Origin of the sequence: Sinorhizobium sp. 8-89 (assembly GCF_030124325.1) — a bacterium.
GTDB lineage: Bacteria > Pseudomonadota > Alphaproteobacteria > Rhizobiales > Rhizobiaceae > Sinorhizobium.
Map to the genome: position 1 here is coordinate 1 of NZ_JASKLR010000014.1, position 21,182 is coordinate 21,182.

At 59.3% G+C, this 21,182-nt stretch carries 21 protein-coding genes and 5 pseudogenes; 12 read left to right on the forward strand and 14 right to left on the reverse strand.

All coding sequences use genetic code 11. The features are described 5' to 3' along the window. Positions 1–15: 15 nt before the first annotated feature. From QN219_RS22625 to QN219_RS22645, 5 genes and pseudogenes are all read left to right on the forward strand, one after another. Positions 16–120 (forward strand): annotated as a pseudogene (locus QN219_RS22625) (3-oxoacyl-ACP synthase); the annotation flags it as partial. Between the two features lie 27 nt (positions 121–147). Next, positions 148–295: pseudogene (locus QN219_RS34205) on the forward strand (hypothetical protein); the annotation flags it as partial. Positions 296–586: 291 nt separating this feature from the next. Next, positions 587–1,261, forward strand: a complete 675-nt coding sequence (locus QN219_RS22635) for an XRE family transcriptional regulator (protein ID WP_284002278.1) — start codon at positions 587–589, stop codon at positions 1,259–1,261. Further along, positions 1,262–1,879 carry an RES family NAD+ phosphorylase gene (locus tag QN219_RS22640; RefSeq protein WP_284002279.1) on the forward strand — a complete coding sequence of 206 codons (618 nt, stop codon included), beginning with the start codon at positions 1,262–1,264 and terminating at the stop codon, positions 1,877–1,879. It begins immediately after the preceding gene. A gap of 235 nt (positions 1,880–2,114) precedes the next feature. Next, positions 2,115–2,360 (forward strand): hypothetical protein, encoded by a 246-nt coding sequence (locus QN219_RS22645; RefSeq protein WP_284002280.1) that lies wholly within the window; start codon positions 2,115–2,117, stop codon positions 2,358–2,360. 270 nt (positions 2,361–2,630) lie between these two features. On the opposite strand, the gene QN219_RS22650 is transcribed toward QN219_RS22645, so the two are convergent. Continuing rightward, on the reverse strand, positions 2,631–3,089 hold the full coding sequence (locus QN219_RS22650; RefSeq protein WP_284002282.1) for a MucR family transcriptional regulator: 459 nt from the start codon (positions 3,087–3,089) through the stop codon (positions 2,631–2,633). A 253-nt stretch (positions 3,090–3,342) separates the two neighbouring features. Between QN219_RS22650 and QN219_RS22655 the strand changes: the two are divergent. Then, positions 3,343–3,816 (forward strand): annotated as a pseudogene (locus QN219_RS22655) (3'-5' exonuclease); the annotation flags it as partial. Between the two features lie 54 nt (positions 3,817–3,870). Here QN219_RS22655 and QN219_RS22660 read toward each other — a convergent pair. Then, positions 3,871–4,092 (reverse strand): annotated as a pseudogene (locus QN219_RS22660) (hypothetical protein). Between the two features lie 735 nt (positions 4,093–4,827). On the opposite strand from QN219_RS22660, the gene QN219_RS22665 reads away from it, so the two are divergent. Then, a complete protein-coding gene (locus QN219_RS22665; RefSeq protein ID WP_284002457.1) occupies positions 4,828–5,283 on the forward strand; it encodes a transposase in 456 nt (151 codons plus the stop codon). Here the strand turns inward: QN219_RS22665 and QN219_RS22670 are convergent. Beyond that, positions 5,280–5,528, reverse strand: a complete 249-nt coding sequence (locus QN219_RS22670) for a hypothetical protein (RefSeq protein WP_284002463.1) — start codon at positions 5,526–5,528, stop codon at positions 5,280–5,282. The two genes, QN219_RS22665 and QN219_RS22670, sit on opposite strands and share 4 nt — an antisense overlap. Here QN219_RS22670 and QN219_RS22675 point away from each other — a divergent pair. Next, positions 5,492–5,728, forward strand: a pseudogene (locus QN219_RS22675) (hypothetical protein); the annotation flags it as partial. The gene QN219_RS22670 and the pseudogene QN219_RS22675 sit on opposite strands and share 37 nt — an antisense overlap. Before the next feature lie 176 nt (positions 5,729–5,904). Here the strand turns inward: QN219_RS22675 and QN219_RS22680 are convergent. Continuing rightward, positions 5,905–6,336: a MucR family transcriptional regulator gene (locus QN219_RS22680; protein WP_284002283.1), complete on the reverse strand. Its 432-nt coding sequence runs from the start codon at positions 6,334–6,336 to the stop codon at positions 5,905–5,907. A gap of 545 nt (positions 6,337–6,881) precedes the next feature. On the opposite strand from QN219_RS22680, the gene QN219_RS22685 reads away from it, so the two are divergent. Beyond that, positions 6,882–7,298 carry a transposase gene (locus tag QN219_RS22685; RefSeq protein WP_284002284.1) on the forward strand — a complete coding sequence of 139 codons (417 nt, stop codon included), beginning with the start codon at positions 6,882–6,884 and terminating at the stop codon, positions 7,296–7,298. Between the two features lie 348 nt (positions 7,299–7,646). Here the strand turns inward: QN219_RS22685 and QN219_RS22690 are convergent, their stop codons facing one another. The 6 genes from QN219_RS22690 to QN219_RS22715 form a co-directional block, all read right to left on the reverse strand. Next, positions 7,647–8,693, reverse strand: coding sequence for a sn-glycerol-3-phosphate ABC transporter ATP-binding protein UgpC (locus tag QN219_RS22690; protein WP_284002285.1), 1,047 nt, complete (start codon positions 8,691–8,693; stop codon positions 7,647–7,649). A gap of 24 nt (positions 8,694–8,717) precedes the next feature. After that, positions 8,718–10,439 (reverse strand): glycoside hydrolase family 32 protein, encoded by a 1,722-nt coding sequence (locus QN219_RS22695; protein WP_284002286.1) that lies wholly within the window; start codon positions 10,437–10,439, stop codon positions 8,718–8,720. 3 nt (positions 10,440–10,442) lie between these two features. Continuing rightward, positions 10,443–11,336 (reverse strand): carbohydrate ABC transporter permease, encoded by an 894-nt coding sequence (locus tag QN219_RS22700; RefSeq protein WP_284002288.1) that lies wholly within the window; start codon positions 11,334–11,336, stop codon positions 10,443–10,445. Continuing rightward, positions 11,329–12,270, reverse strand: a complete 942-nt coding sequence (locus QN219_RS22705) for a sugar ABC transporter permease (RefSeq protein ID WP_284002290.1) — start codon at positions 12,268–12,270, stop codon at positions 11,329–11,331. Before QN219_RS22705 ends, QN219_RS22700 begins: the two co-directional genes overlap by 8 nt. Before the next feature lie 88 nt (positions 12,271–12,358). Then, complete coding sequence (locus QN219_RS22710; protein WP_284002293.1) at positions 12,359–13,642, reverse strand: sugar ABC transporter substrate-binding protein; 1,284 nt, start codon at positions 13,640–13,642, stop codon at positions 12,359–12,361. 40 nt (positions 13,643–13,682) lie between these two features. Beyond that, positions 13,683–14,687, reverse strand: coding sequence for a LacI family DNA-binding transcriptional regulator (locus QN219_RS22715; protein ID WP_284002295.1), 1,005 nt, complete (start codon positions 14,685–14,687; stop codon positions 13,683–13,685). 385 nt (positions 14,688–15,072) lie between these two features. Between QN219_RS22715 and QN219_RS22720 the strand changes: the two genes are divergently transcribed. Beyond that, entirely contained in the window at positions 15,073–15,267 is a 195-nt protein-coding gene (locus QN219_RS22720) for a hypothetical protein (RefSeq protein ID WP_284002297.1), read from the forward strand. Positions 15,268–15,767: 500 nt separating this feature from the next. Then, positions 15,768–16,064 (forward strand): hypothetical protein, encoded by a 297-nt coding sequence (locus QN219_RS22725; protein ID WP_283979445.1) that lies wholly within the window; start codon positions 15,768–15,770, stop codon positions 16,062–16,064. Positions 16,065–16,077: 13 nt separating this feature from the next. Here QN219_RS22725 and QN219_RS22730 read toward each other — a convergent pair whose 3' ends face one another. The 4 genes from QN219_RS22730 to QN219_RS22745 are packed head-to-tail and all read right to left on the reverse strand — an operon-like array spanning position 16,078 to position 19,476. Further along, the gene (locus QN219_RS22730; RefSeq protein WP_284002299.1) at positions 16,078–16,908 is read right to left on the reverse strand and encodes an oxidoreductase; all 831 of its coding nucleotides are present in this window, start codon (positions 16,906–16,908) and stop codon (positions 16,078–16,080) included. After that, the gene (locus QN219_RS22735; protein ID WP_284002301.1) at positions 16,905–17,729 is read right to left on the reverse strand and encodes a hypothetical protein; all 825 of its coding nucleotides are present in this window, start codon (positions 17,727–17,729) and stop codon (positions 16,905–16,907) included. The genes QN219_RS22730 and QN219_RS22735 overlap by 4 nt, the downstream gene beginning before the upstream one ends. Next, positions 17,726–18,010: a hypothetical protein gene (locus QN219_RS22740; protein ID WP_284002304.1), complete on the reverse strand. Its 285-nt coding sequence runs from the start codon at positions 18,008–18,010 to the stop codon at positions 17,726–17,728. Before QN219_RS22740 ends, QN219_RS22735 begins: the two co-directional genes overlap by 4 nt. Next, positions 18,010–19,476: a DUF2235 domain-containing protein gene (locus tag QN219_RS22745; RefSeq protein WP_284002306.1), complete on the reverse strand. Its 1,467-nt coding sequence runs from the start codon at positions 19,474–19,476 to the stop codon at positions 18,010–18,012. Before QN219_RS22745 ends, QN219_RS22740 begins: the two co-directional genes overlap by 1 nt. A gap of 276 nt (positions 19,477–19,752) precedes the next feature. Here QN219_RS22745 and QN219_RS22750 point away from each other — a divergent pair, with 276 nt between their 5' ends. After that, positions 19,753–21,144 carry an NADH:flavin oxidoreductase gene (locus QN219_RS22750; RefSeq protein WP_284002307.1) on the forward strand — a complete coding sequence of 464 codons (1,392 nt, stop codon included), beginning with the start codon at positions 19,753–19,755 and terminating at the stop codon, positions 21,142–21,144. The last annotated feature ends 38 nt before the right edge of the window (positions 21,145–21,182 follow it).

Sequence of the window (21,182 nt, forward strand, 5' to 3'; positions counted from 1 at the left end):
ACGATCCCACTCTAGTTGTCCCTTGCGCACAATTCCAATTCCTTCGTGCCCGGGGAGAAGCTGTTGCTGACGGCGGCCGGGGCGGGGATGACCGGAGGGGCTGTGCTCCTTAGCATTTAGAGGGCTCGGAACCTCGTCGGCTATCTAAGGCGGCCAAGCAAGGAAGCGGTCGTCTATCCGAAGCCGGAACTGGTGCTCGGCAAGACGCTCGGCGTCCCGCTGTTCCAGGAACAGGCCATGCACGTGGAAATCGAATACGGCGGCTTAACGGGGCGAGGCCAATCAGCTCAGGCGACGGACTCGTGCCCGAAGGGGAATCCTCGCTGCCGGCAGGACCTTTCCGGGTCACGCGCCATTCACCCGCTCCTGTTCAGCCAATGCTGGCCATCCAAAGCGGCAGCTCTTTCGATCAACTCGCTTGCCTGAGTCGATCGCCGAAGGCGCATGGTGATCATGGTTCTCGCTAAAATCTAGGCGAACCAGAGCTTCGGGCCACTAGGGCTGGCCAAAAGGGCGATTTACGAACTTAACAAACTTGACGAACTGTCGCAACCTGCCTAAGTTATAGCACAGGAGGCTGAAGACCATGCCCACTACGAAAACTCTAGCCAACGAGCCACGAAGTGGTTCTTCCACCATTGCGCTCTCGATGAAGCTGCCACGGAAAGCCGATTTCGAGAAGGCCCTGATCAGACAGTACGCCAAGGCGGTTAAGCTGAGCCGAAAGGCCGGCCACCAGGTCAGTTTCCGCGTCGTCGTGGATCCGCTGGCCGGAGCGCAGACGATTTCAGTCGTTGAAGAAGAGCCGCTATCTGATCAGGACGCGGTTCCGGTAGAGGACGTGCCAGAGCCGGATGACGAACTCCAGGTTGCGTTGGCTGCCGCGCGGGAACGTGGCCGGCGTCGCGTGGCGGACATTCTCGCGGAGGACGATATGCTGAGCGCGGAGGCATTCGCGAACCTGCTCGGCGTTTCGCGCGTCACCGTCAACACAAAGCGCCAAAACGGGCAGGTTCTCGGTCTCGACGGCGCTAAGCGGGGCTTCCGTTTTCCGTCATGGCAACTCGATCGGGACGGTCGACCTTATGCTGCGCTTCCGAAGCTGCACGAGGTCCTGGGCGGTGCATGGGCGGTTTACCGCTTCCTTATCACTCCGCACGGCGCTTTGAATGGCCGGACGGGCCTCAACGCGTTGAAGCGCGATCGAGCCGACGAAGTGGTTGCAGCGGCCGAGGGTATCGCCCGCGGTGAATTTCGCTGAATGGCCATAATCAAGCCGCCCGCGGGTTTCGAGGATTCCGCGCTCGACATTGAGATTGTTCCTGCCGGTCGTCGATTTGGACGAATCTATGCGAGCGCCTTTCCCGACCCGTTAGGATACGGAAAGACGCCGAGCCGGTTCAGTGATCCCCGCCGGCGCGGCCCGGCAAGGCGGTTTGGCGTCGTCTATTTGGGCGAGACACTCAAGGTTTGCTTCCTGGAAGCGGTCCTGCGTGATCGACGCGATGGCCTCGTGGGTGATCTCCCGATCGATGAAAAGGAGATCTACGCGCGGCGCTACGCAGAGATTGAGACGATAGCTGATCTCCGTCTTGTTGATCTCCGCGAGGACCACGCTCTCAGGATGGGAGTGCCGACGGATGTCGCGAAATCCTCCCGCCAAACCCTCGCGCGGACGTGGTCACTTGCTTTCCATGAGCACCGATCCGTGCCGGACGGCATCATCTATCCATCCCGCCTGAATGGGCATACGAACCTTGCGATATTTGACCGCGCCATCTCGAAATTGTCGGCGGTGCGCATCGTACCGTTGATGAGAGCACCGGGCCTTGCCGCCACCATCAACGATCTTCGTGTGAGCCTCGTCGACATCATCTAAACCAACGTCATGAAACTTGAACTGGCCAGGCCCCACGAAGGATAAGAGGACGTTGTCGTCAAGAACGGCGACCAGCATAGGCACTCATGCAAATTTCGCGATCGATCAGAGAACAGGTTGGTTGCGTTTATGCGCCATGCTGTCGGTATGGCTGTATTGCATCGCACATCGTCGAACAAAAATTCCACCAAAACCTCGAATGCCATTCCGGCACCCGAGAGGTCGGCTGCTGCGCGTGTCGCATCGCTCTTGCGGGGTGAGGTCCAAGAAGCGGCAAGGACTCGTTCAGGTCATCGATGCCGATGGCGAGCGCTTGGAACTGCCGCATGCCTTGGCGGAGGCCATGTATCAGGCCGCCGCGCTTCTCGCCGAGGGGCGGCCGGTGACGGTGCTGCGGGACGAGGAAATGCTGTCAACGCAGGCTACGGCGGATATTCTCAACGTTTCGGCAGTATCTGGTCCGACCGGTCGATGCTGGTGAACTTCCAGCGGAAAAGGTTGGCAGCTACCGGCGCTTGAGAGCAACGGATGTTGCGGCTTTCAAGGCAACTCGTGATGCCAAGCGCGTCGGCCCTGGATCGGCTGGTGTCGCTGAGCGAGGATGCCGGCGGCTACCGACTCGGAAGCGAGCATCGCTGACCCCAACCCGAACACGGGCTCTCTCCACGATGGAGTGCCGTATATACCGAGCTCGGCCGTCGTGGGCGTGGTCGCCACCGACGGGCAGCTGTTTCCGCGGCTCAGCAAAACGTCAGGCTGATCTTCTTGCGACAGGATGCGGCTTTGGGTCTGGTTCTGCGCGTTTCTTGCCCAGCCCGGAGGCGCGCGCAAGCTCGGAGCGTTGTTGGGCGTAGCTTGGAGCAATCATGGGGTAGTCAGCCGGGAGCTCCCATTTCTCACGATATTGCTCTGGAGTGAGGCCGTACTTTGCCATCAGGTGGCGTCTCAAGGATTTGAACTTTTGACCATCCTCCAGGCAGATGATGAAATCGGCTGTTACGGACTTCTTGATCGGAACGGCCGGGCGCTGTTCTTCGACGGCCGGTTCAGCCTGATGTCGCGAAGACGTGCCGCTCAGCGAGGAATACGTCTGCTGGATAAGATTGGAAAGATCGCCGGCAGGAACGACATTGTGGCTTAGATAAGCCGCGACGATCCTGCTCGTCAGCTCCAGCTTCCGGTCCTCATTGCTCAAACGCGATTCGCCCAACATCGTCTCCTCTGTTTCCCTGTCGGTCAGGCAGCCTCGGTCAACGTGCAGGTATTTCGGTCGGAACGAAGGCGGTGTCGCTTGGGCGGTGTGTTTTTTTCGAGAGATTTCCGGGCATTTTGGTTTGTGCGTTTTGTTCTGCTGACCTCATGCGTTGCCAGAGTCTCCCTCGGTTTCTATCCTGACGCATGATCCGCACCCTACTGGTGCGCCCAAATCCGAGCACACTGGAGGCCGATGGCATCTCAGCATTGGCGTGATCGTTGACACCGAGACGACAGGCCTCGACCATAGCAGGGACGAGATCATCGAAATCGGCGCAGTCGCCTTCACCTTTAACGACGAGGGTCATATCGGCGACGTCACAGGTGTTTACGGCGACCTGCAACGGCCAACTATCCCGATCCCCCTGAAATCACCCGCCTCACAGGAATTACCGACGCGATGGTTGCCGGGCTGATGATCGATGCCGGCGCGCTTCGCGCGCTGCTCGACCCGGCCGAGCTCGTGATCACCCACAATGCCGGCTTCGATCGGCCGTTCTGCGAGGCGCTCTCAAGCATGTTTTCCGGCAAGGCATGGGCCTGTTCCGTCAGGGAAGTCGATTGCGCGGCGCGCGGTTTCGGGCACCAAGCTCGGCTATCTCATTGGGCAAAGTGGCTACGTCCACGATAGCCATCGCGCCGTCGATGATTGTTTCGCTCTACTCGAGGTGCTCGCCGCCTCACGCTTGAATGAACTCGAGAGCCTGCTGAGCAGGCGGCCATCCAATACCCTCAGTCTATATTCGCCGCTGCGAGCGCGCCTCAGCTCGCCCAGCGACAATACTCAGGCCCCAAGTCGTCGCGAATTCCTTCTTGATAAGCATTGATCAGCTTCGCGGCGAGCGCTTCGGCTTCTTCAGACTTGCATGACAAAGCTCGTCTTGGAAGGCCTTTTCGATAATCTCAAACTCCTCAGGTCCAATTGGATCGAAACTCAAGCTTTGAGCTGAATTCATCATTCCCCCTCCTCCGCACCCGATGCGACGGGAGACCATTTGCCCCTGCGTTTCAGACTGATTTGAAAGGGTGCAGCTTCGCTGGAGACCTATCGAAATTGAGCCGTCCTTATGGCCTGACCATCTGTGTAGGTCCACTCCAGTGCCGCAATGGCGGACCCGAATAGCAGAGCAGGTATCGCCAGAGCCCCCATGAACCTGAGCATTTGAAGCCGACGTGTACGCTTTCCATCCCAATCGTAAGCCATTTGCGCCGACCTCAAAAGCGACCCAGAAATAGTATGTCAGGATAGAACCAGAGAACGACTTTCCGGTCGAGTCTATTTTCAAGTATTACTTTTGAACCAATTTCATCGGGGATCTATACTGCGTATCCAAGGATGACGGTAGAAAACCAGAAGAGATGGCCAAGCAATTGAAGCTGACGCTCGCCTTGCCGTGACGGGCGGGGTGATCTCTCGAAGGCGGTGCCCTGCGGTCCCATACTGCGCGATACCGTTCGCGCTCGCGTCGAACCTGCTCCAACGTGTAGGGGTCGCACCATCGTCAATTGGGAACAGTGGTAAGCAGGCGCCCGATATTTGAGGTGAGAACTGGGAGCCTTTCACGCGCCGTCGGCCGTCAGGCTCCAGGCACAAGCCCAACATCAACTATCCGTAAAGCAGGACTCCAATGGTTGTGTTGACTCTGTGGTGCACTCAGGAGAAAACAGGGCGATGACTAAAGGAGGAATTGCTGATGGCTGACGAGAGCAGTGCGGGACCGGTTGCTGCGGCTGTAGCGACAGGCGCGGAAGTGAAAGCACCAACGGCTAAGAAGCAGAGGTCGCCACGGCCCCAGAAGGCGGCTTCCGAACAAGCTCAATCAAAGACGCCGGCCGCTAAACCCAAGAGGTATAGCGAGAAAGAGAAGAGCGAGAAGCTCAAGCTGATCGAGGCGCAAGTCACCGAAGGCAGCACCCTCAAGGACGCTATCAAGAGCGCCGGCATATCGGAGCAAACCTACTATCATTGGAAGGGTGCCGCGAAGCCTGTCGAACTAAAGGACACCAAGGACACCAAGCCGGTACCGGCCGGCGATGAGTTGGCAGATCTTGTCCAGCTCGAAGAGGAAAACCAGAGGCTCCGCAAGCTATTGGCGGAAAAGTTGCGAGCGGAAAATGCCGAACTGCGCAAAAGGCTCGGGTTGAACTAACCAGGACCGGGGACGACAGTTTCTTCTGCGCCCTTCGTGTTACGCCAGTAGGTTGAATTTGCCCCCATTTGAATTTGTGGCGGCAAATCAACCCCTGCTGTTTCGCCACTCTTGCCGGGTGAATGCACGCCAACTGCGCGGTTGGCAAGGAGTTGAAGCGCGCCAACCGGCGTTGCCTTTTCACGGTTTTGCTTGGGATCGAAAATAGATGAAGATGCCACAGCGGAGATTCGTTGTTTTTGCATTCAAGTCGGGGCGACGACAGTCAAAAGCCCAGACGAACTCAATCTGGGGAGGCACAGATCTCAAGGCCTTGGCCCGCGAAGTGGAAGAGACGGCGCCGCATCTGTTCAATTCAAATGAAGCATCTGGAACGCCTGACTCAGGTGAAACCACGCCGGCTGATCCGATTAATACAGAGTCTGCCAACGAACGCGCCAACAATGGCCGATTGCATGATCCGCATGACCGCTCCGTATCGATTCGCGTCGGCATAGCCAGCGGCCGGCTTGTTGCGGGCATCGTGAGAATGAAGAACTTCTTCTATGTGTTTGGGGCGATGCGGTCCAGTGGTAAAAGGTCCCTCCCGACGCAGGGATCGCGCGGCGAGGCTCAAGCGCTTTACTTGCCGCGACGTTTGCGACGCTGGCCAAGGCCCATTTCCTTGGCGAGGCGCGACCTGGCTTCGGCGTAAGCGGGTGCGACCATCGGGTAGTCTGCCGGCAGATCCCACTTCTCGCGGTACTCTTGCGGGGAAAGCTTGTGGTGGGTCATCAGATGGCGCTTCAGCGACTTGAATGTGCCGCCGCATTCGAGGCAGGTGATCTGGTCGTCCTGCACCGACTTGCGGACCGAGATCGCAGGCTTCTGCTTCTCAACGGCAACAACCACCGGCGGGGGGGCCGTGGTGTTGTTGAGCGCGGAATGGACGTCGGCGATAAGCGTCGGAAGCTCGGTAACCGGAACCACATGGTTGCTCACATAGGCGGCTACGATTTCCGCGGCCAGTTCAACAAAGAGTTCGTTGCTCGCACCGAGCGTGGTTTCTGTCATTTTCTTCTCCAATTGGAAGTCAGGATGGGAAACCGTCACCCAGGCGGGTCGAGAGCGGCGACCTTTTGGTTGCTCGACTAACACTGATCAAGGAAATGTCAAAACTAAAATCCGGAAGCAGCTACTCTATTCCGCACAAAAATGGCCGCGTTGGTCGGTGACGGTGTCGGTGTCGAGAACAAGAGATTGCCGCGCGGCTTGGCGCGATGCCAAACACCGTGGGCAAATGGAAACGACGCATTGCCGAGTTGCGGCTGACGGTGTTTACGACGAGCCGCGTCCCGGTGTCCCGCGGCAGATCGGCGATGCGGAAATAGCCGAGACGATGCGGCTGACGTTGGAGAAGACGCCGCCGGACGCACCCCACTGAGCCTGCGGTCGATGGCACGGGGCGTCGGCCGCGCCCCCTCGACGATCCACCGCATCTGGACGACCTTCGGCCTGCAGCCGCATCGCGCCGAAAGCTTCAGGCTCACCTCCGATGCGCTGTCGAAAAGGTAGGAGACATTGTTGACCTTTATCTCAACCCGCCCGAGCGGGCGCTGGTGCTTTGCGTCGATGAGAAGAGTCAGATTCAAGTGCTGGATCACAGCCAGCCGGCACTGCCGAGGCGGCCCGGCCAGATCGAACGGCGCAGCCACGATTACGTACGGCATGGGACGCTGTCGCTCTTCGCCGCGCTGGGTGCCGCCACCGGCAAGATCATCCGTCGCTGTTTCAAGCGTCACCGCGCGCACGAATTCCTGAAGTTCCTGCGCGAAATCGAAGCCAACGTGCCGCGCGACCTCGATATCCACACCGTGATGGACAACTACGCGACCCACAAGACCAGCGCCATCCGCAATTTCTTTCTCAAGCGGCCCCCGCTGGCACAGCCATTTCGCTCCGACGGCGGCGTCGTGGCTCAACCAGGTCGAGCGCTTCTTCGCCAACCTGACCGAAAAGCGGATCCGGCCCGGTAGGCACCGCTGAACCTGCGTTCTGGAAGCGGCAATCACAGCCTACATCGAAGCGGTCAACGCCAAACCCCTCCGGTGGACCAAGTCGGCCGACGATATCCTCGCCACCATCAAACGCGTCTGCCTGGCAAAGCTGCAAACCGCCGAAAAACAAAACAAAATAGCTGGGACTTCAGAATTAGGACACTAGGCTGTTTTGCGACCAAAAGATGCTGGCTGGAGAGAAGGCCAGCATTGGATGACGCGATCTCTTTCGAATGAGATTGCGGCAGGGGAAAGGTGCCGATCGTTGGCGGTTTGTTTCGGCATTGCCGTGTCGTCGGCGGTGTAGTGATCTCAGCGGAAGGCCAATCAGTTTGCGCGTAGCCCCTGCGATGTAAACAAGTGGATCCTTTTTGGGTCGGGAGCGACCATGACCGTCTGGCCGGGTTGAAACTCGACCCGGTCGCGCAGCACGAGGTTCACGTCTGCAGGGCCGAGCTTCGCCAGCACATGTGTTTCGGACCCGGTCGGCTCGACCACGACGACGGTGGCGGGTACACCATTGTCGGCGATCGTCAGATGCTCTGGACGGATACCGTAGACCGCCGCCGTCGCGCCCTGATAGCCCTCCGGCATTGGAAGCGCCGCCCCGCCATCAGTGACAAATCGCCCGTCCACGATCGCCCCCTCGAACAGGTTCATCGCCGGCGAGCCGATGAAGTTCGCAACGAAAGTGTTGGCGGGCCGGTCGTAGAGCTCGAGCGGTTTGCCGATCTGCTCGACCTTGCCGCCGCGCATCACGACGATCCGGTCGGCCATCGTCATCGCCTCGATCTGATCGTGCGTCACATAGACCGTGGTGGTTTTCAGCCGCTGGTGCAGGTCCTTGATCTCGGCGCGCATTGTGACGCGGAGCTTGGCGTCAAGGTTCGACAGCGGCTCGTCAAAAAGGTAGACCTGCGGTTGGCGAACGGTTGCTCGCCCCATTGCCACACGCTGCCGCTGGCCGCCGGAAAGCTGCTTCGGCAGCCGATCGAGCAACGGCCCGAGCGCCAGGATGTCGGCCGCTTCGCGTACGCTCTTTTCGATCGTCGCTCTATCCTGACCCTTCAGCTTCAGCGCGAAGCCCATGTTTTCCGCGACGGTCATGTGCGGATAGAGGGCATAGCTCTGGAAGACCATGGCGATGTCACGCTCCTTCGGCGCCACGTCGTTGACGAGGCGGCCACCGATGCGGATCTCGCCACCGCTGATGTCCTCCAGTCCCGCAAGCATGCGCAACAGGGTCGACTTGCCACAGCCGGAAGGGCCGACGAGGGTGACGAACTCACCGTCTTCGATGTTCATGGAGATGTCATGAATCACCGGAACGGCGCCGTATTGTTTGCGAACCTGATCCATCGAGACGGATGCCATGAAATCTCTCCCTTTAAGTGTCTGCTAGAGTTTGAGCTGCCAGATGCTTGCAGCGGCGACATTGCCTTTGGGCGCGCTGAGGTAAGCGGACCGAACGCCTGCGAATCCAGGCAAACGCTTGGTTCCGGTCCAGCGACCGTTATCGGCAAAGACCTCGATCGATCCGATGTCCAGGAATATGCGAAGCGTCGACGGCGTTGCTCCGGCCGCGATGTAGCGGGGCAGCAATTTGCCGTCGGGAACCTCGTAGACGATGCTCAGGCCCTCCGGATCGAGCCGGACGCCGAGGTCGATGTCGGGATGGTCAAATTCGAGATCGAAGGCGGCGCCAGGGGCCGCGAGATCGATGATGATTTCGACAGCTCCATTGGCGAGCTCGATCTTGTGTCCGGAAAGCAGCCGGCGCTGGTCGATCAATCTCTCGCGCAAGCTCTCGACCGCCTCGACCGGAGGCGTCAGTAACATGCCGTGTTCAAGCAGTACCCGGCGCGAGAGCGTCATGGCCGTTGGAAAATCGATCCTCTTCGAAATCTCCGTCCAGTTCGCTAGCCACGCGATGCCCACCGGGCCGGAATGGTCGACGAAGGCCTGGAAGGCATAGGCGTCGGTGGCGAAATCGAGTTCCTGCTCGAATTCCTTGTCGAAGGTACGGCCGTCGAAGCGACCCACCGTTGCAAGCGTGATATTCCGCCGCGCCGTTGCCGGATCGCGGCTGGTGAGCAGTCCGAAGATCAGCGCCCAGCGGGTTTGCGGATCATCGGCTGGACCACCAAGCGGCACGATACAGGGGCACTCGGCCGCCGTCATGCCGAAGCGGTTCTCGCGGTAAAGAATCCCGACGAATGTCCAGCCAGCCGCAGCGTCCGGATCGGCGGTCTCGTAGAGCAGGATCACTCCTCCCTCGTGGTCGCGGCTACCGACAAGCATCTTCCAGCGGCCATCCGGGCCCTTGATCACATAGGGGTCGCGGAAATCGAGCGTCAGGTCGAGGTCGGCCGGCCGTTCCGGCAGGATGATCTCCGCCGGCCCGGCGTTGATCTGGTCGCGGCTGACGGCGGTCAACTGGATCTGCTCTTCCGGCTCGCGGTCTTTGACCTGTTCGGTGAAGAAGACACGGATTGCGGGCTCCTCTCCACCAAGCGGAATTGCCGAGCCGGAGAAGGCGCCGCCTCGGCCGTCGGCGTGAGCCGAAAGTTCCGCCGACGGAAACAGGAAAACCGGCAGGTGCTTCCAGCGGAGATAGTCGTCGGAGACCGCATGGCCCCAATGCATCGTGTTCCAGCGTAGGCTGTGGGGATAATGCTGATAGAAGAGATGAACCTTGTCGCCGAAACGGCCGAAGCCGTTGGGGTCGTTCATCCAGCCGAAAGGCGGGCGGAAGTGATAGCTACCAGGAACGCGTGGTGTCGAATTGGCTTCACCGCTGTAAAGAACAACGATCCCTTTTTCCAAGACGTTCGTTTCCGAAAAAGCATAGACGACGGAGAGGTTGGTGGTCGTGGCGTCATAGCTAAACGAGGTTTCGCCGGCTGTGTCGATCAGCAGCGCCCGGAACTCGAACTCCTCGCTGTTTCGCGCCGTTATGCGACCAATTTCCTGTCCGTCCTGGCTCGCTGTCAGCTCGGCCGTCCTACCCGAATTGACTGGCTTCAGCCACGCGTGGAGCGTGGTCCCGGCGGGCAGGGGCGCCCTCAGGGTCTTCAGATTGCCTCCGAGAAGGGAAGAGGGGGTTGTATCGCTTGTCATTGATCAACCTTTCACGGCGGAACCAATAAAGGAACTCACGAACCAGCGCTGGAATGCGAGGTAGAGGGCGAGGATCGGGATCATCATCAGGACGGAAGCCGCCATGGCACGGTCCCAATAGATGCTGTCCTGGCCGAAGAATGTGGCGATCCCGACAGTGATCGGTCGGGCATAGTCGGTCTGCGTTACCAGGATGGGCCAGAGATACTGGTTCCACGTCTCGATTCCCATGAGGATCGAGACAGTGGCGAGCGCCGGCAGACTCAAGGGCAGGAAGATCGAACGATAGGTGCGGAAGACCGAGGCGCCGTCCATTTCGGCCGCTTCCAAGAGCTCCTTCGGAAGCTGGGCGAAGAACTGGTAGAACAGGAAGATGTAAAGCGGGCTGGCGACCCAGGGGACGATCTGCACCGCAAAAGTGTCGGTCATGCCGGCGCGCGACACCATGATAACGAGCGGCATGATGATGCTCTCCTGCGGGATCACGTAGAGTGCGATGACCAGCGAGAGGACCAGGGCGCGACCGCGCAACGTACCCCAGGCGAGCACGAAGCCGGCCATGGAATTGACGATCAGACCGGCGCCCACCGTGCAGCCAAGAATGAACAGCGAGTTCAGAAGGTAGCGGCCAAAAGCGAGCTCGCCGGAGAGATTGCTCACCTCGGCGAAGTTCGAAAGCGTCGGATTGGACACCCAGAAGGCGCGGAAACTGCCCATATCGGCCAGAATCTGGAAGCGGTCGTCCTTTAGGCTTGCGATCAGCAGCATGAACAGCGGCGACACGATCACCAACGCAATGACGAGGATGCAGGCTGTCTGCAAAAGGCGCATCGAACCGATCGCGGAGCGCTCGCGCTGTGCCTCGGTCTGCAGTGTGGGGATGGCGAGATCAGACATCGAAACGCCTCAGGAGCTGGCGCTGAACGAGCGCGATGACGAGAACGATGAGGAAGAGAATGACCGAGACGGCCGAGGCATAACCAAGCTTCTGTTCTTCGAAACCGGTGCGCACCATGTAGTGCACGACTGTTTCGGTGCTGCTCCTCGGGCCGCCCTGGGTCAGGATCGCAACCTGGGTATAGAGCTTGAAGGCCTGTATAGTGGTGATCACCAGCACAAAGACATGCGTCGGCCTGAGACTCGGCATGGTCACGTGCCAGAAGCGCTGGAAGGCATTGGCGCCATCAATCCTGGCCGCGTCATAGAGTTCATCGGGAATGCCCTGCAGGCCTGCGAGATAGACGATCATCTGAAAGCCATAGGCCTGCCAGGCCGACAGAAGGACGATCGAGAACATCGCCCAGTTGGGGTCGCCGAGCCAGTCGATCGGCTGGATGCGGCCGCCGGAAAGGAAGCCGATCACCTGGTTAAATGGCCCGGTCGGATATTGGAAAAGCGTTCCCCAAATGACGCAGACGACGACCATCGAGGTGATTGCCGGCAGGAAGAACAGACCACGGAAGAAATTGCGGAGCGGCAGCTTCTGGTGGAGCAGCAGTGCGCTGGCGAAGGCAAGGCCGCATTGCACCGGCAGGATCCAGAAGGTGAAGCGCGAGACGTTCCAGAGCGATGTCCAGAACAGATCGTCCTTGAAGATGCGCAGGAAGTTGGTGAGCCCGATGAAGCGGACCGGCGTCGGTCGGGGCACCAGTGGCTGGTTGGTCATCGCCGTCCAGAACGACAGGAGGAACGGCACGGCGAGGAAGATCGTCAGCAGCGCCACGGCTGGCGCAAGCATGCCGATTTCCTGGAAAAGGCGGGCCCTGTCTCTTCGCCGGGCGGGGCGCGTCGCGACAGCCGTCGCCGGCAGCGCCGGTTGCTGCAGGGTCATGATCTCCTCCTCATTTCAGGATGCGTTGCTTGTCGATCGGCTGAAGCGGTCGCGCGGCATTGGCGTGCCACGCGGCCGCTTGCAAGCGCTATTGCTGCTCGTCGAAGGGCGGGTAGCCGTCGTTTTCTTCGATGTCCTCGTCGATCTTCTCGGCCGCGGCGGTCAGCGCCGTCTTGACGTCGCCGCCATTGAAGATCTCATCGACTGCTCCCATGAAGGCCGAGGTGATGATCGGATAGGCCGGATGCGGCGGCCGTGCGATCGCCGTCTTTGACGCCTGCTCGAAGGCGATGGCCATCGGGCCCCCGTTAGCGTAAAGGGGCGAATCGGCGGCGAAGCTCTTCAAACCGGGATAGGCGGAATCCTCCTTCGCATAATCGCGCAGTGCCTTGTCCTTGAGCATGAAGCTGACGAACTTGCCGGCGATTTCCGGATGCTCGGACGCGGTGGTGATGCCCCAGATCCAGGTGCCGTTCGGGCTCGCACCCTTCGGCCCAAACTTCGGCAGCGGCATTACGATGATGTCGTCCTTCATCGAAGCCGCGGCCTCGGCATAGAACCAGTGACCGCCGAGCGCGAGCGCTGCGGGATGGCCTTCCGCAAAGAACTGGTTGGTGCCGGAGGATTGCGGCACGACCCAGCCGTTCTTCACCCATTTCTGCATCATCGTCAGCGCATCGACGCAAGCATCGCTGTCGAGTGTGCCCACGGATTTCCAGGACTTGCGTTCGATGAGGTCGCAGCCCGCAGATTGCAGGATGGGACCGTAGGCATAGGTGATCCACTCGGTCTTGATGCCGTAGCCACGAAACGTGTCGATCGGCCATTTGACGCCCTCGAGCTTAGAGAGCATTTCGAGGTAGCCTTCGAACTCCTCCCGCGTCCAGGCGTCGTCCACGCCCTTCGGGATGCGGGCGCCGATCGCTTCCAGATATTTCCTGTTGCCGTAAAGCACGACCGAAGAGTCGGTGAGGCCAACGGCGTAGAGCTCGTTGTCGATCGGATAGGTTCCCTGCGCGACGTTTGACTCGGTCATGTCGTCGATGATGTCTTGGTCGATCAAGGGCTTGATCGGCTGGAGGTAGCCCGACCAGACATAGTTAGCGAGGAAGGGCGCATCGAGTTCCATGACGTCGGGCAGTTGCTTGGACATCACCGCCGCGCTGAACTTCTCGTTGTATGCGTCGTGCGGAGCGTAGATGAGTTCGATGTCGACGTCCGGGTTGGCTTCCTCGAACCGCTTGGCGACCTCGCCATAGGTCGAGACCCAGCCGGGATCGCCCTGGTGCATCACGTGAATGACGGTTTTTGCCTCGGCGAAGCCTCCGAGCGCAACAGACGCCATTAGGAACGAAAGTAAACGATTACCCATCACTGTTTCTCCTCCTCAACAGGCTTTAAGTGCTACTGATTTATACGGATGACCGCTCCACCATTTGGAACGGAAGCTTGTGAAGCTCGCCTGGTGCCGTGTCGCCGGCAAGCAGGATCTCCGCGGCCAGGCGGCCCATCGCCCGATGCGGCAGGGCCATGGTCGTCAATGGAGGATCGAGACGCGATGCAATATCGACCTGATTGTCGAAGCTGGCGACAGCTACGTCGTCGGGGATTTGCGCCCCAACCCGGCGCAGCGCCGCATAGACCTCCATCGCCACACGGTCATTGCCGCACAGGATCGCATCCGGCCGGTCGGGCCCCCTCATCAGCTCGGTAATGTGGGAAAGAACGAGGCTGTGCGCCCTGTCGCTGTAAATCGCTCTGCGAACAGCCGGCAACACGCGGGCGCCGCCGCCATCAAAGCCGGCCTCAGTGATCGCCTGTCGGAACCCCGCTTCGCGCAATTCGCCGGCAAGCAGGCCGGGCAGGTTGATGAAGGCGATATTCCTGCGCCCGGCCTTGATCAGATAACTTGTGATGTCACGCGCGGCGCCAATCTCATCGGGTACCAGTGCGGTCACCCGGTCGCTCGCTTCGCGGCAATTGATCATCACCCCGACGGTCTCAGCAAACTCCTCCGGCAGCGCGACTGTCTTGTGGTACATGGCGGCATAAGCGATCGCCCGCGGGCGGAAGCGGCGCACTTCCTCGATCACCGCGCCTACGTCGCGGCTCCCGTTCAAGGTCATCGCAAAGACGGCCATGTCAGAGGCTCGCGCCGCACCATCGAGCCCGCGGATGATTTCCGTCGCGAAAGGGGAGGTGATCAACTCGTCGGCAACGACGCCGATCAGCGGCATCCAGCCCTGCCGCATGCTGCGCGCGGCGAGATTCGTCACATAGCCGAGTTCCTCAGCGATCGCCTTGATGCGCAGCCGGGTCTGTTCCGACATGCGGGCTGAGCCGCCATGCAGCGCGCCGGAAACCGTCTTGACGGAGACGCCCGCGCGTTCGGCAATGTCGTTGAGGGAGACGGTCATGGCTTCACCGAGGGTTAACGATTACCCATAGGTAACATTAGCTCAGGCTCAAGTCAAATTGATAGAATCTCGGCCGCTTCATGAATCTCCTCGACCTGTTGAAGGCGCCTCGCCCAACCGAGAAAGATGTCCCGTTCGTGCTACATCGCATAATGGATCAATGGGAGCGCCGACGTGAGAAAAGCGGAGAGTAACGTAACCGCTATGTCCCTGCTGTAAGTCGCCATCCTAGTTCTGCGGGCTAGCGCAACGCAGGCGTCATGCATAATGCCGCAAACTCCGGAGGTGGTTATCTTTGATGCATGTATCACCGCCATCGAACCGGCTGCGGCTACCGAATGGAGCCGCACCTGTGCGGCCGCCAGCATCAGGGAAATCAGCGGGCGTGATGGACCAGAAATCCGATGTAGACCTGCCGGAAGACGAGGTACTGGCGACCCATTTCTACGGCTCTGTCGGCCGAGGTGGAGAAAGTCGTAAAGGCGGACTCCGTCTATGTGCCGGCGAGCAGAAGGCCGAGACGGCGAGCTACAGCGCCGCACGTCTTATCAGACGCGCAAAGGTCGCTGTAGCACTTTGAATGGCTGCATGTCTTTGTCCTTAAATCGAGGTCGATTTAAGGAGACATGCAGTAGAGCGCTGCACGACCGACGCTCAGCGTGCGCAAGTATCTTCTAAGCATCCGAACCTCCACGGCTGGATGGAACGCCTCTATCGCGGCGAGGGCGGCGCCGCTGACAGCTTCAAGTGCGTGAATGTTCAGCTCACGTCGGACGACATCGACCTCCTGGAAGCGGCTATCCGTGCGAGGGCGCGGTAAGGCTATCGTCGCGTACATGCCACTGGAACCGAGGATGGCCACAACATCAAGCGACGTGAGTACGCCAGTGGCGCTGGGGGTCTATCTTTCTAGGCACGCCTGATCGAGAAGAGTGTTGAACTTCGATTCCGAATCAATGAACCTATCCGCGGAGCGCGTGAATCCTCCTGCCAAGTGTGCGGAAGAACCCGATCAGGATGAGACGGCGCGCTGCTACATATGTGCACAACGGCGGTTTGAGCATACGAAAAGGATGCTACATGCGTGCGCCATCAGGTGCTGTTGCGGGACTTTGCTCTGCCTCCGCCACCATGTTCGCAGTGGGAATGGCGTTCCTTGGCTACTGGGGATTGTATGAGCCCGGCGGCTGGCGCAGCGCCGATTTTGTTATTGTGATTTTGGCGCTCGTCGGATTTGCAGCGCTTGGCTCGGTGCCCTGGATTGTGACGACCCCCATTGCAGAGGACGGCGAGGAGAAGGTCATAGCCGCCAGACGAGCGTTGGCGTCGGGAGTCGTCTTGATCTGGCTGTCCGTTCTCGTCTCGGTATTCACCTAGTTCGCCGCATGTCCTACCGCATGACACTCATGACGATCCGATCAAACATGCGATCTCCCAGCCATTTTCGTAGCATGATCATCGCTCTGGCATATTTTCCGACGGCATAGCGCGTGCGCGGCTTTCGCGCCTTGATGGCCTTTGACACGACATCGGCGACCACGCTCGGATCGGTGCCACGACCGTGTCCATAGGCCTCCTTTGTGGACCTGGCCACGTCCTTTGCGAGCTCAGCATAAGGACCATTGCTCGATCTTTTCACGAGACCTTCCGCCATCACGTCGCCGAAGCCCGTCTCAATCAGGCCCGGCTCGATGATCACAATCTTGATGCCCAATGGTGCAAGTTCAAGTCTCAGGCAGTCCGACCACCCTTCGAGGGCATACTTTGTGGCGTGATACCATCCTCCCAGCAGGGTGTAGATCTTGCCACCCATCGAGGTAATATTGACGATCGTTCCGGCTCCGTTTCTTCTCATTGCTGGCAGCAGAAGCTGCGTTAGGCGGGCGGTGCCAAAGACATTCACCTCGAACTGGTAGCGAGCCTCGTCGATGCCGACCTCTTCGATTGCGCCGTAAAGGCCGAAACCGGCATTGTTTACCAGGACGTCGACGCCACCGGCTTCTTTGAGAATGATTCCGACCGCATCTCTGATCTCGTCATCCCTGGAGATATCCATGCGTAGCGGCGTCGCTCCGAGGCTTGCCAGCTCTTGCATTTTCTCCATCTGGCGCGCGGCCGCATAGACTTGGTAACCCTCAGAAATCAGGCGCTTGGCAATTTCCTTACCCATCCCGGAGGATGCGCCGGTGACGAGTGCGGTCTTCCTTCGTCTGCTGTTCATCGAAAGTCTTTCTCTTTGACGGGACTAACTGGAAGTCTCGGCCGTGTCGCTGACCGGCAGAACCAAGAGGTTTTCAATATGCGCCGCTCGTTGCGCTGAGCGATCATCAGTCTTTGGCGCGCGAGCGGATTGCGGCAGTCACCGTCCTTGTAGATTTGTTCCCGCTTGAATTCGACGACCTCGCCGGCGCGCTTGTATCTTCTGACTGTGAACTCGGTGCAAGCCGGGAATTTGGTAGTCTGGCTGTATTTGCCCGAAGCGTCGAGTTTCGCCTTCCATGGCGAGAATAGGCTGTCGGTGTCGAAAGCAACACCTGCGTCAGCCTCGGCCTTGATCTCGATCTCGTCATTGCAGGCCTTATCGTGAACCAGGCGTCCATTCTGAAGTACACGCACAAATTTGCTGCGCTCTTCGTTGCTCAAGCTTGCGGCCGTCTCCAGGATGCTCTTCAGGTCCCTGATCGCATCATAAACCTGGAAGGGTTCGGTGATTGAGTCGGACCGGACCTGGTCTGTGTCAACGATGGCAAGGGCGTCGACGTTGACCTTGACGTCCTCGTCCTCGCTCCAGAGATCACCCATCTTCTCCTTGCCGACCCGGATTTCGATGTCGTTGCCCGGCGCGTACCTAAAACGATAGGTTTCGGTCGGCTTAATCGTGATTACGCCGTAATGCTGGGTCGAGAATTCGAATTTCGATTGAGCGATCGCGACCGCCCGGTTCTCGCCCATTCGGCGCTCGATATCCTCGATCGGAATGGAATGCGTTCCATCGACGCGGACATAGACGAGTAGGCCTGTCGAGGTGACGGCAAGGCTCAAACCGCGCCCCTTCTGTCTTTCTTCTGCTGGTTCGGGAGAAGAAGAGGCGTGCCGGCAGGAATATATCTGATCTCGTCCAAAAGGTCGTAGGAATTTGCTGACAGGTCGGCGAGTTGCACGCTGCCGCTCTTGGCGATGGCGACGCCGGTGATCTCGAACGGCTTTTCGTTCAGGATACGGTCTTCAGCGCTTGAAGGTCGCGCCGGAAAATGCGCGAGTGCACCAACAAGCACCCCCGCGAGAAATCGGCGACTGGCAGCAAAATTGAACGTCTTCGACATTATTTCCCCCGCAATATCGATGGCACCCAACTGCCCAGCGCTGTCCTCAGCCGCACAGGCCAGGATGGTGTCAGCTCTTCCCGGGTGACCGGGTCATAAAGCGATGAGACCTCCCGATGGTTTCTCAGATTTTCGGGCCTGTAGACCCGGCATGCGTCGTACTGCACGACGCCGCGCAACTTGAAACGCTCGACGACCGACGGATGCAGCGGCGCGTCGACCGGTATCTCCCGTAAGCCCCGTCGCCACTTCAAACGGCCGCTCTTGCATTCATCGTGCTGCGCGCCACCGCTGAGCGGAAAGAGGTTCAGCCAGTTCGGCTCGATCAGAATGGGATGAGGAATGCTCGTTGCCCGCTCCACCATCCAGGCGAGCGCAACGTCGGATAGTCTCGACTGGTTCTCGGGATAGCTGCCGCCGATGTCCGAATGGACGCCGGCGAACCATAGTTGTTCGAACCAGCCATCTTGCTTGCCCGGCTCGACTAAATCGTCCTGGTTCGTCCACGGCACACGTGCGAATGTGGCACGGTTCTCATCGATCGACAGCGCATGCTTGGCATAGGAAACGCGTGGGTTGAGAACAGTGTCGTAAAACCGCATGCGCCATCCGGTCAGATGGACCGTTTGCCACCACGGAACCGGCAGTCCCGTCGCCCATTTCAGATGCGCGTGCAGGTACCATATGATGCCGGTCAAGCCGACCGCACACAATGAGAGCGCAAGCCAACGTCCAAGATTCATTGATATCGGCAGAACCAACCAGGTGAACCAGGACACGAAGGCGAGCGAAATTGCCAGGCCGCTCAACACGAGAACCTGCTGAAACCGGTTTATGCCGAGTGCGCCGACCGTGTCCCAGACACCGATGAAATAGGGCACCGTGTTCGATCGCCCGTCCGGGTTGCTTGAGCCATAGCGCGCCCTGAACCGGGCCGCGAGCTCCTTTCGCTGCTGTGCGAGGCGATCGCTCTGTCTCGTCGCTCCATGCTGGTAGACGGACCGGACCGCTTCCGTGGCGATTGCCCGGGCAGATCTCGCGTCGCGCTTGAGCGGGCTCTCGTCGGCCATTGTCGTTGGCACGCCGCAAAGCGACAGCACGCCACCGACGCATCTGGCGGTATAGGCGCCACGGCTAAATCCGAACAGGAAGATCCGGTCTCCGGGTTCCCAGACCTCAAGAATCGCTGCGTAGCAGTCGATGATGTTGCGGGTAATTCCGAGTCCGGTTGCCTGCGCCAGGACATTGTAGATCTTCCGGATAAAACCGATCCTGACATAATCGCCGTCCGACGCCGACCCCAATCCGGGATCGTAGAAGGCCAGTTGCCTGTCGGGATTGACCCGTGAATCCGGCCCGCAGCGCGTTGCCCTGAAGAGCTTATAAACATTGCTGCGCCGCTCGTCCGGCATGAGGCCGCCGGCTTGGCCAGTGCCGTCTGAAAAGATCAGTATGTTCTTTCCCATGCCCATCGCCCCAGAAAGTCACGTGATGCTGCAGAATATTTCGTAAGTCAAAGCAAAAATACCCCTATAAATTAAGTGAAAAGCATCCAAAAGAGAATTAATTAGTACTATTATTTTGATGTTCCTTGGAAGTGAGAGAATGTGCATTGATTTGCACGTTAAAGTATTATACGGTGAATCGAAATAGCGAATTACGTAGTCTTTCTTCTGGTGAAAGCGCGCCTGTGCGTCGCAATAGTACTTTATGCTTTAACTAAAAGCGGGCGGGAATAGACAATGTATCCGGACGGTGAGTATAGCCACGAGGATAACGCGAGCGTCATCTTCAGGCCGCTGAAGTTTCGCGCGCTCGAAGTCAAGAACAGGCTGTTTCGTTCCAATATTTCCGGCATGTTCGACGAGTACAACGGACATGGCGGGAACGCGCGGCTGAACTGGGAGGAAAAGTTCGCGCGCGGTGGCGTGGGCTGCATCATCTCCTCCTTCACCCCGGTTGCCGTTCGAGGCCGGATCCTCGTGCGCTACGCGATGATCGATGACGACAACAAGATCCCATTCTGGCGAGCCGTCGGCGAGCGCGTGCACGCGCACGACTGCCGCTTCATCATGCAGCTCAGTCACTCGGGACGGCAGCAGGATTTCGGCGGGGTCGAGAACCTCTACAATAAGGGGTTGAGCTCGACGAGCAAGAGCGACTACTTCCACGGCCTACTGTCACAGGCGATGACCAAGCCGGAAATCGCGGAAGTCATCGAGCAATTCGCCCAGGGCGCGCGCCGGGCGCGCGAGGCCGGCCTCGACGGTGTCGAACTGCACGGCGCCAACGGCTACCTGATCACCCAATTCCTGAGTTCGGGCATCAATGATCGCACCGATGAATACGGTGGCAATTGGGAGGGACGCGCCAGATTCGTGCTGGAGATCGTTCGCGCCATCCGCCGGGAGGTGGGGCAGGATTTCCATCTGCAGATGAAGATCAATGGCGTCGACCATAATGACTGGCTTTACCCCTGGATCCCCAAGGGCAATACCCTCGATGAAACGATCAAGATCTGTACGCTTCTGCTGGACGGCGGCAAGGGCGTCGACGCATTTCATGTCTCCAGCGGCTCGACCTTTCCGCATCCGCGAAATCCCCCGGGCGACCTGCCGATGCGTGACCTGGAGCGCTGCTACGACGGGATGATCTCGCAGGGCACGCGGACACGGTTCAATTATGCGATCTTCACCAACCCCCTGGGTTCGCGTCTCTTCCGGCATTGGTGGCGATGGCGGCGCGGAAAGGTCATCGAGGGCATCAATCTCGACTATGCGCGCGCGATCGCCGATGCCATTGCCGATATCGATCCGAACATCAAGGTCCTCTGTACAGGCGGGTTTCAGCACGCCGACAAGATAGCCGGAGCAATCCGCTCTGGCGCCTGCGACGCCGTCAGCATGGCGCGGCCGCTGATTGCCAATAACGACCTGCCAAAGATCCTCGCGCGCGAGAACGGTCCCGAGCCCAGGCGCGAATGCACCTATTGCAACAAGTGTCTTATCAACGACCTCGAAAATCCGCTCGGCTGCTACGAACTCAGCCGCTTCGACGGCGACAGCTTCGAAGAGCGTCACCAGCGGATGATCGCTGAGGTCATGTCCGTATTCGAGCCGCCCGCCTTTCATTGAACCGCCGCGTTCGTGCGGCGACCGCTGGAGCTTGCAAG

What these genes read in the sequence shown, in the direction of transcription:
- QN219_RS22750 (WP_284002307.1), top strand. Translation starts at nt 19,753, where the DNA reads ATGTATCCGGACGGTGAGTATAGCCACGAGGATAACGCGAGCGTCATC.
- QN219_RS22665 (WP_284002457.1), top strand. Translation starts at nt 4,828, where the DNA reads ATGGCTGACGAGAGCAGTGCGGGACCGGTTGCTGCGGCTGTAGCGACA.
- QN219_RS22680 (WP_284002283.1), bottom strand. Translation starts at nt 6,336, where the DNA reads ATGACAGAAACCACGCTCGGTGCGAGCAACGAACTCTTTGTTGAACTG.
- QN219_RS22725 (WP_283979445.1), top strand. Translation starts at nt 15,768, where the DNA reads ATGCGTGCGCCATCAGGTGCTGTTGCGGGACTTTGCTCTGCCTCCGCC.
- QN219_RS22745 (WP_284002306.1), bottom strand. Translation starts at nt 19,476, where the DNA reads ATGGGAAAGAACATACTGATCTTTTCAGACGGCACTGGCCAAGCCGGC.
- QN219_RS22705 (WP_284002290.1), bottom strand. Translation starts at nt 12,270, where the DNA reads ATGACCCTGCAGCAACCGGCGCTGCCGGCGACGGCTGTCGCGACGCGC.
- QN219_RS22695 (WP_284002286.1), bottom strand. Translation starts at nt 10,439, where the DNA reads ATGACAAGCGATACAACCCCCTCTTCCCTTCTCGGAGGCAATCTGAAG.
- QN219_RS22635 (WP_284002278.1), top strand. Translation starts at nt 587, where the DNA reads ATGCCCACTACGAAAACTCTAGCCAACGAGCCACGAAGTGGTTCTTCC.
- QN219_RS22670 (WP_284002463.1), bottom strand. Translation starts at nt 5,528, where the DNA reads ATGCAAAAACAACGAATCTCCGCTGTGGCATCTTCATCTATTTTCGAT.
- QN219_RS22700 (WP_284002288.1), bottom strand. Translation starts at nt 11,336, where the DNA reads ATGTCTGATCTCGCCATCCCCACACTGCAGACCGAGGCACAGCGCGAG.
- QN219_RS22690 (WP_284002285.1), bottom strand. Translation starts at nt 8,693, where the DNA reads ATGGCATCCGTCTCGATGGATCAGGTTCGCAAACAATACGGCGCCGTT.
- QN219_RS22710 (WP_284002293.1), bottom strand. Translation starts at nt 13,642, where the DNA reads ATGGGTAATCGTTTACTTTCGTTCCTAATGGCGTCTGTTGCGCTCGGA.
- QN219_RS22640 (WP_284002279.1), top strand. Translation starts at nt 1,262, where the DNA reads ATGGCCATAATCAAGCCGCCCGCGGGTTTCGAGGATTCCGCGCTCGAC.
- QN219_RS22730 (WP_284002299.1), bottom strand. Translation starts at nt 16,908, where the DNA reads ATGAACAGCAGACGAAGGAAGACCGCACTCGTCACCGGCGCATCCTCC.
- QN219_RS22740 (WP_284002304.1), bottom strand. Translation starts at nt 18,010, where the DNA reads ATGTCGAAGACGTTCAATTTTGCTGCCAGTCGCCGATTTCTCGCGGGG.
- QN219_RS22715 (WP_284002295.1), bottom strand. Translation starts at nt 14,687, where the DNA reads ATGACCGTCTCCCTCAACGACATTGCCGAACGCGCGGGCGTCTCCGTC.